The following is a 16907-nucleotide window of genomic DNA, read 5'->3' as shown; positions in this document are numbered from 1 at the left end:
CGCCACCAGCAGCAACGACTGACACATCCGACGAGACTACGGATGGCCCACAACTGAACCGCCGAACCCGGCCTCACATTGAGCCGTCGCCGACACTACCGCGACTTCGTCTCCACCTACGGTGGTGGGTCGATCAATTGCTCGCTCTCCATAGGGCTGCCGCTGGAGGTTGCCCAAGGCCCTCGCGGTCCCCTGAGCTTCGAAGAGCTGATCGAGTGCGGGTATGAGCTGCTCGACCTGGAACCCGACGATGGCCCGGCCCTGCGGGGGAGGATCTCGTGGGCCGTGGATTGCAGCGCCAGCCAGGCGTTCTGGGACACCACGGATCCGGATCCCGACAGATGGACCACCCTCGTACTCACCCGCGATGGTGACTGGGTCGCGTACGACTGCGGCATGGTCGACTTCCTCGTGGGGTTCCTGACCGGCGAGATCAGTCCTCAGCCCATGGGCATGTTCTCCCCGGACCAGCCGGTCTTCCTGAACTGGCGGGAGGAACGACGCCTCAAGGAGGCGGGCATCGATCCCTGGCCTCACCTCTGACTGTCCGAGCCGGCACAAGGAGTTCCTCGCCCCCGACCTGACGGGTGCCCTGTCGGCTGCTGCGAAGCCAGGTGCTCCAGTGGTCGATCTCGGCCACGGCGCTGCAGGGCTGTTGGTAGATTCCTGGCGTGAGTGAGCAACTGCCCGGCGGTGGGATCGAGCTGTCGGCCGACGAGGTCGCGGCCCTCGACGACAGGTGGTCGTCGTGCTGGACGCCGGAGGAGGTCGCGCGGCGGTTGGCGGGGGTCGGCACGCCGTGGTGTGTGGCTGCGGGGTGGGCGCTGGACCTCTTCCGGGGCGGGCAGGTGCGTGCGCACGGGGACATCGAGATCGCGATTCCGGCCGCGAGCTTTCCCGAGGTCCGCAGCCGCTTCCCCGGGTACGTCTTCGACGCGGTGGGCAGCGGCCGGATCTGGGAGGACGCCGCACCGGGGGTGCTGGCCGCCACCCATCAGACCTGGCTGCGCGATCCGGCCACCGGTGACTACCTGCTCGATGTGTTCCGCGAGCCGCACGACCGGGACGTCTGGATCTGCTGGCGCGATGAGAGGATCCGCTTTCCCTACAGCGAGATCATCCGCCACACGGCAGATGGCATCCCGTACCTGGCGCCCGAGCTGGTCCTGCTGTTCAAGGCCAAGCACCTCCGCCGGAAGGACCAGGCGGACTTCGACACGACCGTCCCGCTGATGACCCCGGCGCAGCGCGAGACCCTGGCCGAGCTGCTCGCCTGCGTCCACCCCGGGCATCCCTGGCTCGCGGACCTGTAGCCCCCGCGCCGACGGCTCGCAACGGCGGGACGTGGCCCCTGCGGCGGGGCCGGCGCCGCGCAGTGGTCGGCGCGGGGGCTTACTGGGTCTGCGGGGAACGTCAGCGGACGACGTCGAAGACCTGCTTCTGCAGACCGTTGGGGTAGACCTCGTGCTCGACGAGCGTCAGCTTCTGGGTGTCCTTGTCCGTCGTGCTGAACAGGCGCTTGCCCGCGCCGAGCAGGAGCGGGAAGACGAGCAGGTGGTAGCGGTCGACCAGACCGGCGTCGGAGAGGGCCTGGTTCAGGGTCGCACTGCCGTGCACGATGATCGGGCCGCCCTCGGTCCGCTTCAGTGCGGCAACCTCGTCGAGTGAGCGCAGGATCGTGGTCTCGCCCCAGTTCGACACCAGGTCGTCCTCGGCGAGGGTGGTGGAGACGACGTACTTCGGCATCACCTTGTAGTCGGCGAAGTCCGCCATGTCGGGCCACACCGAGCTGAAGGCCTCGTAGCTGACCCGTCCCAGCAGCATCGCGGTGGCCTCCTGCTGCTCCCGCCCCTTGATCTCGAAGGCCTCGGGAAGGAACTCGATGTCCTTGAAGGTCCAGCCGGAGTTCCGGTAGCCGGACTCCCCGCCCGGGCCTTCCACAACGCCGTCGAGTGAGATGAAGGCGGTGCTGATCAGGGTGCGCATCTCTGGTTCCTCGGTGTCTCGGGTCTGGATTCTTCCGGGTCTGCCGACCTGGTCGGCATCGGACGCCCTGCTGCCGGCCGCCGATGTGATCAAGGTAGCCGGGCCGGTCGAACCAGGCCACCAGCCGGGGCCGCGGTGCGTTGCCGTCAGCCCCTGGGGAACTCGCCGCCGTCCACGACGAGATTGCTCCCCGTCAGCCAGCCAACCAGCCAGCCAACTCGCCCGGCCGGACAGGAGGAACAGCACCGCGTCGGCGATGTCGTCGGGTTGGCCGTCGCGCCCCAGCGGGGGAGCGGTGGTGTCCTGGCCCGGCCCCGCGTCCAGGCGTGCCCACTGCTCGCGCGTCGCTAGGCGCTATAGGGGCGGCCTATGGCGTGCCGGTTCCGTCGTACGCCGTCGCCAGCCGCTCACCCTGCGGCCCCGACGTGCTCAGCGGCCACCCGCGCGTGACTGTTTGACGTTACGTCAGATGTGGTGTGTGGGTTGAGAGTTGGGGAAGTGAGGCGCCGAGGGCGCAACGGCGGCGCGTTCGTCAACTTTTACTTTCCCCCGCCCGCCCCCGCATAGTGACGGCCCGAACCCGAGAGGAGGCCCGTCGTGCCGTACAGCGATGACCGTGCCGAGTGCCAGGTGCAGGCGGAAAACGTGCAGGTGAGGGCCGTGTGCGCCGAGTACGACCGGCGCCTGGAGCAGGCGCGCGCCGAACTGGCCTGTACCCTCGCCGCGCCCGCCGACGGCGCCGGGGCCGTGTACGAGCGGGACGTGGCGGCCGCGCGGTGGGCCGGGGAGGTACGCCGCCTGGAAGGCGCCGGCCACGGGCTGGTGTTCGGCCGCCTCGACACCGCCGACGGCACCGCGCTGCGGATCGGGCGCCTGGGCCTGCACACCGAGACGGACGAACTGCCGCTGCTGGTGGACTGGCGGGCCGAGGCCGCCAGGCCCTTCTACGAGGCCACGCCCGTCCACCCGATGGGCCTGCGGCGCCGGCGCCACCTGCGTCTGGACGGCCGCACCGTCGCCGCCGTCAGCGACGAACTGCTGGACGGCTCCGACCCCACCCGCGAGGACGTGATCGGCGACGGCCCGCTGCTGGAGGCCCTGTCGGCCCGGCGCACCGGACGCATGGGCGCCGCGGTCGCCACCCTCCAGGCCGAGCAGGACGCGATCGTCCGCTCCCGCCACCGGGGAGTGACGGTGGTGCAGGGCGGCCCCGGCACCGGAAAGACGGTGGTGGCCCTGCACCGCGCCGCGTACGTGCTGTACGCCTTCCCGCGCGCCGCCGAACGCGGCGTCCTCGTGCTGGGCCCCAATGCCCGCTTCCTGGACTACATCTGTCAGGTGCTGCCCTCGCTCGGCGAGAACGACGTCGCCCTGGCGACCTGCGCCGACCTCGCCCCTGCGACCCCCGGCCCGGCGGCGCCCGAGGAGCCGCAGACCGCCCGCCTCAAGGGCGACCCCGCCCTCGCCGACGCCCTGGCCGCCGTGGTCCGCGCCCACCAGGCCCCGGCGGCGGACGGCCTGGCCATACGGGTCGGCCAAGAGGAGGTGCACCTGCCGCAGTCCGACCTCGCCGTCGCCGCCCGCGCCGCCACCGCCGACGGCCTCGCCCACAACCGCGCCCGGAGCCTGTTCAAGGACCTGCTGGCCGACGCCCTCACCCGCGCCCTCGAACGCGACACCGCCGACACCCTCGACCAGCTCGACGCCGAGGTCGCCCAGCTCACCGGCCTCAACCTCGACCGCGTCGCCGCCGCCGACCTGCGCCGGCTCGGTCTCGACGGCTCATGTGTTCGCAGCGCCCCGGGTACCGATGATGCCCCGGGTACCGACGGCACCTTCGACGCCGAGGCCGTTCGCGCGGCCCTGCTGGACGACCCGCACCTCGACCGCGTCCTCGACACCCACTGGCCCACCCTCACCCCGCACGACGCCGTCCGCGCCCTGCTCACCGACCCCGCCGCCCTCGCCGCCCACCTGCCCCACCTCTCCGACGACCAGCGCGCCCGCCTGCTGCGCGCCCCCGACGCCCCGTGGACCGACGCCGACCTTCCGCTGCTGGACGAGGCCGCCGCCCTGCTCGACGGCCCCCCGCAGCGCAGTTGGGGCCACGTCGTCGTCGACGAGGCCCAGGAACTCACCGCGATGCAGTGGCGCGCCGTGCTGCGCCGCTGCCCCACCCGCTCGATGACCGTCGTCGGCGACTTCGCCCAGGCCGGCCCCGCCGCCCAGGCCCGCGACTGGCACGAGGCCCTCCACCCGCACACCGGGAGCCGCTTCGACCTGCACACCCTGACCGTCAGCTACCGCACCACGCAGGAGATCCTCGCCGCCACCACCGACCTGCTCGCCCGCATCGCCCCCGGCCAGGCCCGCGCCCGCGCCATCCGCCACGGCGAACCCCCGCGCACCCTCACCGCCCCGGCCCACGGCCTCGCCGCCGCCGTCCTGGCCGAACTGTGCGCCCAGACGGCCGCCCACCCCGGCGACCTCCTCGCCGTGGTCTGCGCAGACGCCCGCCTGCCGGAGCTGGAGGCCGCCGGCCTGCCCGGACACGTCCGCCTCGTCCCCGCCTCCGAGGCGCGCGGCCTGGAGTTCGACGCCGTCCTCGTCGTCGACCCCGACCAGATCACCGCCGCCCGCCCGGCCGGCGAACGCGACCTGTACGTCGCCCTCACCCGTGCCACCCGCCGCCTGTGCATGCTCAGGACTGCAGGGTAGGCCGGGCGGGGGCGGGTTCGGCCCGGTAGACGGTGAGGTGCCGGCCGGGGCGCTGGGTACCCGGGCGGCACCGCCTACCCCGCTCCGGCGCATGCCTCCGCCTCCGCCAGGTACCGCGCCACCGGGCCCAGCGTCAGCATTCCACTGGCGGCGCCGGCATGTTCCGCACGGGCACCGCGCAGGGCAGCCCCGGCGCGTGCGGCGATTCCGGGCTCGCCGAGGCGTACGGCGGCGCGGGCGGTCAGGCACCACATGGCCTCCTGCATGTGGTCACGCGCCGGTTCGGGCACCGCGGCGAGCGCGGTACGGGCCTCCTCGACCCGGTCCTGGGCCAGCAGCACGAGGGGGCGCGCCCAAGCCCGGTACGGGCCCCAGTCGAGGTGCGGGTCGGTGGGCGCGGGCCGGTCGTGCAGCAGGCGCAGCCCGAGGAGCGCGAGCGCGAACAGGCCGCGGTGTAGCCCCGGCATTCCGGCCTGCTGGAGGGCGTTCTCGGCGGCCCGGTAGTGCGCTGCGGCCGTGGCGGCGCTCGGCCCGCCGGGTTCGGTGCTGCGGGAGGCCGTGGCCCGGGCCCGGAACCACCCGGTGAGGACGGGGACGAGGGGCGCCTCAGTGGTGGCGGCGAGCCGCTCGGCGGCCTCGGCGTGCGAGGCCGCGGCGTCGAGGTCCCCGAGGGCCGAGGCGGACTGGAGGCGGACGAGTCGGCCGAGTACGGCGAAGTTCGGCAGCTCGTGCCGGGCGGCCAGATCGAGGATCTCGGCGCCGATCCCGTCCCGTACCGCCGCGAGCCCGGGGCGGGCGAAGGACTGCAGGAACACCCCGTTGAGGGCGAAGACCAGCAGGGCGGGATCGGCCAGGCCCCGCGCCAGCGCCTCCGCCTGTTGTGCCGCCTGCCGCGCGCGCCCCAGCTCGGCCGCGGACAGGTCGGCGCTGCGGCTCTCGACGGCGACCGTGGCCAGGAGGCGGGCCGACAGGTCGGTGGGGCCGTCGGGGCTGCCGGGGCTGCCGGGGCCGCCGATGCCGAGCGCGGTGAGCGTGCGCTCGGCAGCCGCGACGACCGCGCGGGACTGCTCGGGGTCGTCGGCCCGGCTCCAGATGGCGGGCACGTCGTAGGCGCCGATGATCCGGGCGGTCAGGGAGAGGTCTCCCGTGCGTTCCGCCGCCTGAATGGCGGCGAGGCGGTCGCGTCGCGAGTGGACGAGGGCGTCGCCACCCGCCAGTGCGAGGGTGCGGGCCAGATCCACGGTGGTGCGCGGGCCGAGCCGGACGCCCGGGCCGCGCCACCCGGTACGGGCGCCTTCGAGGTTCACGGCCCCGTTGAGGATGTCCGTCTCCAGACGCCGGAGTTCGGCGCCAGGGTCGAGTCCGAGTTGATCGACGAGCATCGCGCGGGCGCGGCGGAGGGTGGCCAGCGCGTCGGCCTGGCGGCCCGCGCGGTACAGCGCGCGGGCCAGCAGCCCCCAGGCCGGCTCGCGCCACGGGTGTTCGGCGACGTGGGCGCCCAGTTCGGCGACGAGACCGGCCCCTTCACCGGAGTCACCGGAGTCACCGGAGTCACCGGAGTCACCGGAGTCACCGGAGTCACCGGAGTCACCGGAGTCACCGGAGTCATAGGAGTCACCGGAGTCGAGGAGGAGGCGGGCGCGCAGTTCCACCGCCTCCAGCCGCAGTTCCTCCAGCCGGGTCCGCTCGCGTTGCGCCCATGCGGCGCCGGTCACGTCGGCGTATGCGGGGCCGCGCCAGTCCTTGAGTGCCGCGCTGAGGTCGGCCGCCCTGGCGAGGTCGGTCACCGTGTCGGGGTTGGGCACCGTGTCGGGTCCGGTCACTGTGTTAGGGCGGCGGCGGGCGCGGGCCAGGGTGTCCTGGAAGCGGTGGGCGTCCACGTCCTCACGCGGCAGGCGCAGCGCGTAGCCGGGCCCTTCGGTGACGATGACGCGCGGCGCATCGCGGGGCGGCCGGTCGGGTTCGAGGGCGCGGCGCAGCGCGGCGACGAACGTACGCAGAGCGCCCACGGCGCGGGCCGGTGGATCGGTCCACAGGTCGTCGACGAGGGTGTCGGTGGTGACCATCCGCCCCTCGGCGGCGACGAGCCGGGCGAGCACCTCCCGATGGCGGGGGCCGCCCAGGTCGATCGGGCTGCCGTCGTCGCGGAGGGCTCGCACGGCACCGAGCACGTCGATTCGCATGCCCCCATCCTCCGTGCCGGGGGTCGGCTGCGCTTGACCGTACTGATCGGCTGCTGATCGGCCCGTAGTGACCGGTCTGTGCTGGCGGCCGGTACTGATCCGTTGCTGATCGCCGTCGCCCAGGCTGGTCCGGTCAGCCCCCGACCGACAAGGATGGCCCTTCATGACGCTCACCATTCCCGGCTTCGACCCCGTCCGCCTGCCCGGTGCGGACGGGGTGGAGCTGGCTGCCGCCGTCGGCGGCAGCGGGAGCCCGGTCGTGCTGTTGCACGGTTTCCCCCAGACCCACCTGATGTGGCGCCACGTTGCCCAGCGGCTCGCCGACGAACACACGGTGATCTGCCCTGACCTGCGGGGCTACGGCGCCAGCGACAAGCCGGCGGCCACCGACCCCGAGGTGTACGCCAAGCGCACCATGGCCGCCGACGTCGTGACCCTGGCGGCCGCCCTCGGCCACGAGCGCTTCGCCCTCGTCGGCCACGACCGGGGCGCCCTGGTCGCCTTCCGGGCGGGGCTGGACCACCCTGAGACCGTCACGCACCTGGGCATCCTCGACGTCGTGCCGACCCTCGACATGTGGAACGTCCTGCACGGCGTCCCGGCGGCGGTCGGCTACCACCTCTTCCTGATGGCGCAGCCGCCGGGCCTGCCGGAGACGATGATCGCCAACAGCGCGGACGCGTTCTTCGGTTCGTTCCTCGACTCCTGGGCCAACGACGCGACCGCCGTTCCCGAGGATGTCCGTGCCGAATACCTGCGGGCGAGCGCGGCGGCGGTGACGTCGATCGTCGCGGACTACCGGGCCTCGGCGGGCATCGACGTCACGCACGACCGAGCGGACCTGGACGCGGGGTCGCAGCTGGCCATGCCCGTGACGGTCGTCCAGCAGGACTGGGGCGCGCAGCTGGGCTACGACGCGGCCGCGGTGTGGAAGGCGTGGGCGCCGGACCTCGACCACCGGCTGACCCGGGCGGGGCACTTCATGGCCGAGGAGGCTCCCAATGAGATCGCGGAGGCGATCCGGGAGCTGCTGGCCCGCTGAACCTCCCCTTCCCGGCTCGCCGACTGACTGACCGACCGACTGGGCCACGGTCGGTCGGTCGGCGAGCCTTGGGCTTTCTCGGTGGTCGGGAACCTCTTCCCGTGTCGGGTACCCGCCCGGGTCGGTGTCAGGCGTGGGTGCCGTCCGCCGGGGGCTCGTCGGCGAGCTCGGCGAGCTCGGCGAGCTCGGCGGCGTAGCGAGTGGCGGCCTCCGCCAGCTTGCGGGTCTTCCGGTCCGGTTTGTCGCCGAGGTGGGCGGCGACCGCGCGGCGGGCGTCTTCGAGGGTGCCGCCGAGGTCGCCGCCGAGCAGTTCGCGGGTGATCACCAGGGAGTTGTCCGCGGCCGTGTACTGCCGGGACATCCGTAGCTGGACCTCGTCCATGCCCTCGCGCGCGAGCACCTCCCGCAGTTCCTCGATCAGCGGGGCCAGCCACTGGGCGCGCAGTGCGTACTCGCCGTGGTCGGCGAAGGTCGCGTGGAGCCCGGCGAGCAGCTGCGCCGGGTACTCCTCCACGGGTCCGGTGAACTGCGGGTAGTCCTTGGCGAATTCGTCCCAGTCGACGTAGAGCCCGGAGATCTGCTCCGGGAGGAGCGGGCAGCGCGACCAGGTCTCGTCGGACTGGGTGAAGACCTGCCGCAGCAGGTCGTAGGGCACCTCGGCGGTGCGCGAGAGCAGGATCGCGTCGTAGAGGTCCTTGCCCTGGGGGTGGTCGTCCGAGGCCAGCCAGAGGATCTTCCACGCGAGGGAGAGCTGTGGCGTGGCGGCGAACAACCGGCCCGTGACGCCGGGGAGCTGGTAGGACTCCGGGGGGACGGGCAGGTGTTCGGTGAAGACGAAGTCCAACTGGACGGTCCCGCCCGGGACGCCGGGTGCCGACCACGGCAGGACGAGCCGGCGCCCGGGAATCCGGCTGTACGTCCAGATCTCGTCGCTGACCGCCTGGTCCGCGTGCAGCCGCACCGCGCCCGAGAGCCGTTCGGCGTCGGCGGCGAGCTCCTCGAACATGCGGTCCGTGCGCTCGTCCTCTAGCTGCCAGTCCGTCGGGCGGACCACGAAGTCCAAGTCCCCCGGCTCCCGCGCCTGCTCGCCGTACCAGGCCCGCAGCAGGACGCTCCCGCGCAGGACCAGGTGCTCGGGCCACTGCGAGCCGGCGACGGCGGACAGTACGGTGTTCAGCGCCTCGCGCCGCGCGGCGAGCCACGGTTGGGCGAGCTGCGGGTCGGTGAAGGCGGGTTCACTGGGCCGCAGGGCCCGGGTGTACCCGGCGAGGGCGGGGTCGAAGACCGGCTGCTGGCTCACCGCCTCGTCGTCGATCGGCCGGACGCTCCTGGGCAGGCCCCGATCCTCGCGGACGTCCTCCGGCGGTGGCTGCCGGGGAAGCCGGACGCCCTGCCACGGCCCGTATTGCAGTTCCTCCCACGCCACTGGCGACTGGGGCTGGTCCTCGGTCATCGCGGGTCTCCCTCTTGCTCTTGCTCTTGCTCGTGCTTCTGTTCGCGTTCGTGGTTCTGCTCGTGCTCGTGCTCGCTGATCCATCCCTCGTCCAGGGCCTCGTCGCTGTCCACGGCGACGAACTCGCGTTCCACTGACACCACCTCGCGACCGTCGGCGGCAAGGCCTCGGAGCAGCGCGTCCAGGCGGTGGCCCGCGGTGCCCAGGCCGACCAGGCGGCACCGCTGGGTCACGAACCACTCGCGCCGGCCGTCGTCGCGTATTCGGCGCGGGTTGTGCGACAGGTGCGCGCCGTGGCGGACGGCCAACTCGGCGAGGTCCGCGAGGCGGGCGGGGTCGGCGAGGTCGGTCGTGGGAAGCGGGTCCGGGAGCAGCAGCTTGACGTGGTGTTCGAAGTACCGGCGCTCCCCGTGCGGCACGGCGTCCTCGTCCGAGACCGGCACACCCTCCGCCCACGGCGTGGCCTCGATCTTCGTCCGCAGGACCGTGAACCCGGCCCGAGCCAGCCGGCCCGTGGTGCGGGACGTCGCCGCAGTGACCTCGTCCAACGAGCCGTTGGCGCGCAGGGTGAGCATCGGCTGCGAGGGCGCCGCACCGCGCGCCAGCAGGATGTGGGTGAACTTCAGGCCATGACCGTCGGCCCACCCGGCCAGCGCCTCGGCGGCGCCGGGCTCCACGGTCAGGTGCACCTCGAAGTCACCCCGGAGGTCGGGGTGATCTGACTGATCGTCATGGTGTTGGTCAGGACGGATGGCGAGCATGGGAGCATCCTGCCAAGCCCCTATGACAACGCCTCGCGCGCCCGGGTGCGCAGCGAGCTGATCCCCTCCGCGCGAGTCCGTGACCTTCTGTTCTTGTTGCCGAAGCTCCGCTGGCCAGCCGGACCGGCCTTCGGTGGTTGATGCTGGTCAGCGGCGTTCTTGGCCCTCATGCGCCGTGGATGTGCCCTCGTCGTTTCCGCATCGGTCTCCAGCGCCGTCCGCCGAGGGCGGGGTTGCTGTGTCGGTGGGTCAGTTGGTGGCGGGCGAGTTGTTGGTGCTGCGGTCGTCGAGGACGATGTGCGGCTGGTGCAGGCGGTCGGTGCCGGCCTGCTCGTCGGCGGGCCGGGTGCTGTTGATGACGGCGGCGATGCGCTCGTAGCTGGTGACGGCGAGGGCCCACGTTCCGATGCTGGTGCCGATGCCGCCGCCGACTCCGCTGTAGGCGGTTTCCCGGAGCGCGTTGAGGAGGGCGATGGTGCTGGGGCCGGACAGGATCGTGTCCTCGTTGCCGTCGTTGACCGGCTTCGAGAAGTGGTCGGCGCCCTCGGCCTGGGCGGCCAGGAAGTCCCAGGTCTCGGGGTGGCAGGAGATCGCGACGGTCTTCACGGCTGCGGCCTTGAGAAGGGTGTTGACGTGGTTCTCCCAGAGGAAGGGCTCCGGGATGAGACCGGACACGTCGTCGGCGCGGCCGCTCGGGAGGTCGTCGATGACGGCTTGGTTCGGCGCGACTGCTTCCGTGTTCTCCAGATCGACCTTCGTGTCCTGCTCCGTGGGGCCGGAGGGACGGTACAGGTCTGCGAGTTGGGCGGCCACCTGGGCGGCGACCTCGGCGGCGATCTGGCTGAGCTGGTCCTTGGTGAGGACGTGCGGGGCGGTCGGCGCGTCGTCGGCAGGGGTGGTCTCGGACACGGTTGTCTCCTCGCTGTCGGATTCCGCGGCCTCGCCGGTCACGGAGGGGGAGGCCGGCTCTGCGGCGTGCTCTGCGGCCTGCTCGGATGCCGGGGGCTCGGCGCCGGGGAGTTCGTTGGTACCGGGGGAGTTGCTGCTGGCATCACCGCCGGGCGGGTGAGCGGCTTCCGTCGGCTGGCCCGCGGCCTCGGGGGAGTCGATGGCGACCAGGGGCGCCTCGGCGGGGCCGCCGTCCAGGGAGGCACGACCGCTGCTCTGCCGAGTGCTGAGTTCGTTGCGCAGGTTGCCCAACTGGCGGTGGAGGCTGCGGTTGTCCTGGTGGGCGCGGCTGGTTTCCTGCTGCCCTCTGGCGATCGCCTCGAAGAACTCGTCGCGGTGTTCGCTCAGGCCGGCCGCCAGTGTCGCGGTGAGTTCGGCTCGCAGGCTGTCGGTGTGGTTGCGGATCTCCTCCAGGCCGGCCTGAAGGGCCGTCCCGACTTCTGCGCGTAGCAGTTCGACCTGGTGGGCGGTGCCCCTCGCCATGTCCCCTCCTGATCTCGCGCACCCGTAGGGGTGGCGGCGGGTACAGCGTGGCGGCAAGGGCCCGTGCGCGATGAGCGGATCGGTGGGACTGTCGAGAACGCGTCGATCACCGTCTGAAATCGGATCATCACGCAGATGTGTCACATTGTCGGTTGATAGACCGAATGGAGCGTCATGCTGCTGTTCGTCACGGTGCGGACTCCTTGTCGGAGTTCCGGAGGATGTCGGTGGTCCAGGCCGGCCTGATCGCGTGCCAGCTGTACCGGTAGCCGTTGGTGCCGTGGTGGGGCGTGGTGAGGATGTGGTGGAACTCGCACCATGCGGCGAACTCCCGCCAGGAGCAGCCGGGAAGACCGCGTTGCTCGGGATGGCGGTTGTAGGCGGCTACGGTCCGCCGGATGGTGTCCTCGGGCAGGGGGCCGGCGGTCATGGCGATGGTGACGATGATCTTGGCGAGGTCGTAGCCGAAGGGGGCGAGGGTGAGGGAGTCGAAGTCGATGACGGCGACCGTGGTGTCGGTGATGAGGAAGTTGCGCGGGTTGGCGTCCTTGTAGAAGGCGGCGGGCATGGTGGCGGCCTGCTCCAGCCAGTCGTCGATCGCGTCGGGGGTCAGGAGCGGGGCCGGCACGGTGCCGGTGGCCAGCAGCCGGTGGAGGCGCTCGCGGCGGCTGTCGGCGAAGTCGGCGATGGTGACCTCGGCGGTCGCGACGTCGGCGGTCGTGGCGTCGCCGCTGGTGTGGTCGGTGCTGGTGTGGGGTGTGTTCAGGTGGGCGGCGTGCAGGTCGTGGGTGTGGGCGGTGGTGTGCTGGTGGCCGAGGAGGTCGGCCAGGGTCAGCAGGTCGTCGGGGGTGCCGTGGTGGCCGTCGAGGTGCTCGAAGTCGATCGCGGTGGGGTGGATGTGGACGACTTGGGGGATGCGCACGTCGGGGTTGGCGCGGGCGATCCAGCGGTGGTGGGCCAGGGAGCGCTGCTGGGTGTGGGGGTCCGTGAATGTCTTGGTGAAGATCCGCATCATCGTGTGTGCTCCTCCTCAAACGTGGCCACACCGGCCCCGCAGGCCCGCGCTGCTACAAGGACGGTACCGGCGCACGGTGGACGTTCACAGGTGGCGTCGGCACGGTACGAACAGCTGCGAGTCGCTCATTTGAAGTGTTCTGGGGCCGGCGCTGGGCTGCGGCCGCGTGCCTGAACTCGGCGCTGGGGAAGGGCTATCCGACAGTGGCCAGTCTCCCCAGGTTCATGCCGGCGGTCGTCGCGGCCCGCAGGGCCGTCCTGGCGCAGGCCACACCGCGGCGGGTGGCCGCCTCGCCCCCACCGACGGCGGGCGTTCGTGTGCCGAGGCCTGCGCATGTGCGGCAGATGCCGGGGTGGGGGACTGGGTCGTGGCATTTGGTGCACTCGGTGTAGCGGGTTGCTGTGGGTCGTTCGGCGGGTTGGTCGGGTGGCATCTTGTGCTGCAGGCGGTAGCGGAGTACGGCGGTTGCCGAGTGCATCGGGGTGGGCAGGCCCGGCAGCAGGGCTTGGGCGAGGTCGGTGGGTGTGCTGCCGCGTTCGAGCCATTGGGCGACCAGGGGTGCGAGTTCGTGTGCTTCGGCTTCGCCCAGGTGCAGGCGTGGTTCGGGGCGGATGACTCGGAACAGGGTGGCGACCGCGTCGCGGAGTTGTTCGTCCGGTGTGTCGTCTTCGGCGGCTTCCTCCCGCCTTTCCGTCCCCGGGGTGCTGACGGGTTCTCGGGACTGCCGGGAGGGGTGGGTGGGTTCTTTCGCCGGGTTCTTTACCAGGGCGTCAGCGCCGCCGGTGGTCGCTTCACCGGGCGCCGGACGGGTGGCACCCGGCGGCATCAGCTGCGGGGTGTCGTAGACGTGGGTCTCGGTGATGATCGTGCCGTCGGGCATCCGGATCTTCTCGACCCGGTAGAAGCCCGCCTCGGTCAGTTCCTTGAGCGCCTTGCGGATGGCGCCGCGCCCCTGGGGGCTGGTGTCGGCCATGTGCCGGCCGTCCTCGCGCCAGCCGTCCGGGCGGGAGAGGAGGTCGGCGAGCAGACCGCGAGCGGTGTAGGACAGCCGCCGGTACTGCAGCATGGTGTTGGGCAGCACCGTGAAATCGCGCACGTGGGCGCTACGATGGACACGCATTGGGAGTTCTGTCTCCTGATGCCGGACCCCGGAGCGTTGGCGCGCTGCCGGGGTCACCTATTTGTGGTTAGGGCACGGAACGTAGCACGCACACCGATCGAAGGTCGACACGGTCGGCGAGCGCTCACGTTCACACGTCAGTCGGTCAAGAACGGCCTCTCCTTGATCGCCGATTGACAGTCAGATTCCCCGAGGCTGCCGACAGAAAGGCGCTGGCCTGCACCGTGTGGTGCAGGCCAGCGCTCACATGCACAACCCCGGCCCGAACCGCATGAACCAACAGGTCAGAGCACACACCGATCTGCGCTCCGGCCTTCTGCAACAAGCTTCAGGGCCGGTGCGGGCCCGGGGGTTCGGGCGGTCAGGCCCAGGGGGGTTTGCCGGTTCCCTCGGCCCACAGGGCCAGTGCCCGCCGGTCGATGGCGTGGATGCCGACGTTCGCGCAGAACGCGGCGGCGGCCTTGGTGAACGAGCTGGTCGTCACCACGGCCGCCAGGTCGCAGCGGTGGACGTCGCGGTAGGTGCCGTTGACCTTCTGGACGTCCTGGGAGCCGACGGAGGTCCGTGGCCCGTACCGCTTGGCCTGGATGAGGAGCCGCTGTCCGGACGGGGTGGTGGCCAGGACGTCCGCCGCGAGGTCGCCGGCCCCGCCGACCACCGTCACCTTCGTGCACCCGTCCCGCCTGCACAGGTCCGCCAGCGCGTGCTCGAACGCCTTCGGACTCATGGTCAGGAACGGGCCGATGTGCCGCAGCTGCGCCGTGCGCGCAGCCAGCTCCCGCCGCCGGGCCAGTTGCCGCAGGCGCAGCACGACGGCGCACACCACCAGGCCGACGGCCAGCAGCGCGGCGACCAGGAGCAGGTGGTGGGCCAGCCACGTCAGCACGAACGACACCACGGCGACCGCGACCAGCGCCGCGATGCCCAGCGTCAGCGCGTTGTCCCGGGCCTGTTGTGCGCGGCGGGCGGCAGTGGACCGGCGTCGTCGTACGGGCCTACGGGCCACGGTGTTCCCCCCTCGGACCATGGTGTGGACGCGAGCGTAGAAGCAGCCGCCGCCCGGCCGCCGACGGTCCCGGCGAATTCGGACGGCTGCGGGCCCGAGTTGTCCGGATCTCGGTGGCCGGTGGCTGGCGGCTGGTGGCCGGTGGCTGGCGGCCGAACGCCCGGTGTCGGGGTGCGCCCGGCGTGTAGGGCTGCCCCGGGCTACCGATGGGCTCTCACGCGCGAGGCTGGATGCCGAGGTCGGTGAGCAGGCCGCGGATCCGGGTCTCGATCTGGTCGCGGATCGGGCGGACGGCATTCACACCCTGGCCGGCCGGGTCGTCCAACTTCCAGTCGAGGTAGCGCTTGCCGGGGAAGTACGGGCAGGCGTCGCCGCAGCCCATGGTGATCACCACGTCGGAGGCCTGCACGGCCTCGGCGGTGAGGATCTTCGGTACCTCGGCGGAGAGGTCGATGCCGACCTCGGCCATGGCCTCGACCACGGCGGGGTTCACGGTGTCGGCGGGGGCGGAGCCGGCGGAGCGGACCTCGACCCGGCTGCCTCCGAGGTGGGTGAGGAAGGCGGCGGCCATCTGGGAGCGTCCGGCGTTGTGGACGCAGACGAAGAGCACGGACGGCTTGGGCTCAGGCACGGGCGGAACCTCCGGGAGTGGCGGGCTGCGGGAAGAGGCGGCGGGCGGCGAGGGCGACGTGGACGAGGCCGATGAGGACGGGCACCTCGATGAGGGGGCCGACGACTCCGGCGAGGGCCTGGCCGCTGGTGGCGCCGAAGGTGGCGATGGCGACGGCGATGGCCAGTTCGAAGTTGTTGCCCGCGGCGGTGAACGCGAGTGTGGTGGCCCGCGGGTGGTCCAGGCCCACCGCGCGGCCGAGGAACAGGGAGCCGGTCCACATGAGCGCGAAGTAGACCAGCAGGGGCAGCGCGATCCGGGCGACGTCCCACGGCCGGGAGGTGACGGCCTCGCCCTGGAGGGCGAACAGGATGACGATCGTGAACAGCAGTCCGTACAGGGCGAAGGGGCCGATGCGCGGGAGGAGCGTGCCCTCGTACCAGGTGCGGCCCTTGGCCTTCTCGCCCAGGCGGCGGGTGAGGTAGCCGGCGGCGAGCGGGATGCCGAGGAAGATCAGCACGCTGCGGGCGATCTCCCACACCGACACGTCGAGGGCGGTCTGTTCCAGGCCGAGCCAGCCGGGCAGGACGGACAGGTAGAACCAGCCCAGCGCACCGAAGGTGACGACCTGGAAGACGGAGTTGAGGGCGACGAGGACAGCGGCGGCCTCCCGGTCGCCGCAGGCCAGATCGTTCCAGATGATCACCATGGCGATGCAGCGGGCGAGGCCGACGATGATCAGCCCGGTGCGGTACTCCGGCAGGTCGGGCAGGAGGAGCCAGGCGAGGGCGAACATCAGCGCCGGGCCGACGATCCAGTTCAGCAGCAGGGAGGGGACGAGGAGGCGGCGGTCGCGGGTGACGGTGTCGAGACGGTCGTAGCGGACCTTGGCGAGCACCGGGTACATCATCACCAGCAGGCCGAGCGCGATCGGCAGCGAGACGCCGGAGACGGTCACCTTCGCCAGTGCGCCCCCGAGGCCGGGCACCAGGCGGCCCAGTCCGATGCCGAGGCCCATCGCGGCCAGGATCCACAGCGCGAGGTAGCGGTCCGTGAACGACAGCCGGGCCGCGACTGGAGCGTTTGGCCTGGTTGGCCTGGTTGGCCTGGTTGGCCTGGTTGGTGCGGTTGGCGGGGTTGGCGTGTTCGGCGCGTTCGGCGCGTTTTGGGTGCTCACGAGGTGGCCCCGGCGGGTGCGGGCAGGGGCTCGGCCGCCGGGCGGGTCAGGATGCTGGCGAGGCGGTCGGTCATCTCGGGGACCAGCCGGTAGTACACCCAGGTGCCCCGGCGCTCGCAGTCGATCAGCCCGGCCTGCCGCAGCAGCTTCAGGTGGTGGGAGATCGTCGGCTGGGACAGGTCGAAGGCCGGGGTCAGGTCACACACGCACACCTCGCCCCCGGCCCGGGAGGCGATCATCGACAGCAGCCGCAGCCGCACCGGTTCGCCCAACGCCTTGAACACCCGTGCTAGTTCCACGGCCTGGTCCTCGTCCAGTGGGGCGGTCAGCAGCCCGGGGCAGCATCCGTCCGCGTCGTCGTCCTGGCCTAGCACTCGAAGTTCCTGATTCGACATACGTCTATGT

15 protein-coding genes are annotated in these 16907 nt (G+C 72.1%); 4 read left to right on the top strand and 11 right to left on the bottom strand.

Going from position 1 to position 16907, the window contains the following annotated elements:
* The first annotated feature begins 285 nt into the window (after positions 1-285).
* Together ACFV6D_RS32070 and ACFV6D_RS32065 are read left to right on the top strand one after the other, a co-directional pair.
* Positions 286-543: a hypothetical protein gene (locus ACFV6D_RS32070; protein WP_380562265.1), complete on the top strand. Its 258-nt coding sequence runs from the start codon at positions 286-288 to the stop codon at positions 541-543.
* 128 nt (positions 544-671) lie between these two features.
* A complete protein-coding gene (locus tag ACFV6D_RS32065; protein ID WP_380562263.1) occupies positions 672-1313 on the top strand; it encodes a nucleotidyltransferase domain-containing protein in 642 nt (213 codons plus the stop codon).
* Between the two features lie 100 nt (positions 1314-1413).
* Here ACFV6D_RS32065 and ACFV6D_RS32060 read toward each other — a convergent pair whose 3' ends face one another.
* Positions 1414-1986: a dihydrofolate reductase family protein gene (locus tag ACFV6D_RS32060; protein ID WP_380562261.1), complete on the bottom strand. Its 573-nt coding sequence runs from the start codon at positions 1984-1986 to the stop codon at positions 1414-1416.
* A 597-nt stretch (positions 1987-2583) separates the two neighbouring features.
* On the opposite strand from ACFV6D_RS32060, the gene ACFV6D_RS32055 reads away from it, so the two are divergent.
* Positions 2584-4704: a HelD family protein gene (locus ACFV6D_RS32055; RefSeq protein ID WP_380562259.1), complete on the top strand. Its 2121-nt coding sequence runs from the start codon at positions 2584-2586 to the stop codon at positions 4702-4704.
* Between the two features lie 74 nt (positions 4705-4778).
* Here ACFV6D_RS32055 and ACFV6D_RS32050 read toward each other — a convergent pair whose 3' ends face one another.
* Complete coding sequence (locus tag ACFV6D_RS32050; protein WP_380562257.1) at positions 4779-6887, bottom strand: BTAD domain-containing putative transcriptional regulator; 2109 nt, start codon at positions 6885-6887, stop codon at positions 4779-4781.
* A 163-nt stretch (positions 6888-7050) separates the two neighbouring features.
* Between ACFV6D_RS32050 and ACFV6D_RS32045 the strand changes: the two genes are divergently transcribed.
* Positions 7051-7929: an alpha/beta fold hydrolase gene (locus ACFV6D_RS32045; protein WP_380562255.1), complete on the top strand. Its 879-nt coding sequence runs from the start codon at positions 7051-7053 to the stop codon at positions 7927-7929.
* 127 nt (positions 7930-8056) lie between these two features.
* Here ACFV6D_RS32045 and ACFV6D_RS32040 read toward each other — a convergent pair whose 3' ends face one another.
* The 9 genes from ACFV6D_RS32040 to ACFV6D_RS32000 form a co-directional block, all read right to left on the bottom strand.
* A complete protein-coding gene (locus tag ACFV6D_RS32040) occupies positions 8057-9382 on the bottom strand; it encodes a nucleotidyl transferase AbiEii/AbiGii toxin family protein (protein WP_380562253.1) in 1326 nt (441 codons plus the stop codon).
* On the bottom strand, positions 9379-10071 hold the full coding sequence (locus ACFV6D_RS32035; protein WP_380562251.1) for a hypothetical protein: 693 nt from the start codon (positions 10069-10071) through the stop codon (positions 9379-9381). Before ACFV6D_RS32035 ends, ACFV6D_RS32040 begins: the two co-directional genes overlap by 4 nt.
* A 321-nt stretch (positions 10072-10392) precedes the next feature.
* Complete coding sequence (locus ACFV6D_RS32030; RefSeq protein WP_380427403.1) at positions 10393-11574, bottom strand: hypothetical protein; 1182 nt, start codon at positions 11572-11574, stop codon at positions 10393-10395.
* Positions 11575-11761: 187 nt separating this feature from the next.
* Positions 11762-12589, bottom strand: coding sequence for a phosphotransferase (locus tag ACFV6D_RS32025; protein WP_380562250.1), 828 nt, complete (start codon positions 12587-12589; stop codon positions 11762-11764).
* A 193-nt stretch (positions 12590-12782) separates the two neighbouring features.
* Positions 12783-13709: a hypothetical protein gene (locus tag ACFV6D_RS32020; protein ID WP_380562248.1), complete on the bottom strand. Its 927-nt coding sequence runs from the start codon at positions 13707-13709 to the stop codon at positions 12783-12785.
* A gap of 361 nt (positions 13710-14070) precedes the next feature.
* A complete protein-coding gene (locus tag ACFV6D_RS32015; RefSeq protein ID WP_244293826.1) occupies positions 14071-14715 on the bottom strand; it encodes a restriction endonuclease in 645 nt (214 codons plus the stop codon).
* 214 nt (positions 14716-14929) lie between these two features.
* Entirely contained in the window at positions 14930-15286 is a 357-nt protein-coding gene (locus ACFV6D_RS32010) for an arsenate reductase ArsC (protein WP_380562267.1), read from the bottom strand.
* Positions 15287-15338: 52 nt separating this feature from the next.
* Positions 15339-16343: an ACR3 family arsenite efflux transporter gene (gene arsB, locus ACFV6D_RS32005; protein ID WP_244293857.1), complete on the bottom strand. Its 1005-nt coding sequence runs from the start codon at positions 16341-16343 to the stop codon at positions 15339-15341.
* A 155-nt stretch (positions 16344-16498) separates the two neighbouring features.
* Positions 16499-16897: an ArsR/SmtB family transcription factor gene (locus tag ACFV6D_RS32000; protein ID WP_380562246.1), complete on the bottom strand. Its 399-nt coding sequence runs from the start codon at positions 16895-16897 to the stop codon at positions 16499-16501.
* Positions 16898-16907: the final 10 nt, after the last annotated feature.

This window comes from Kitasatospora sp. NPDC059812 (assembly GCF_042732075.1).
Classification (GTDB): Bacteria; Actinomycetota; Actinomycetes; order Streptomycetales; family Streptomycetaceae; genus Kitasatospora.
This window is presented reverse-complemented; position numbering and strand designations above follow the sequence as displayed.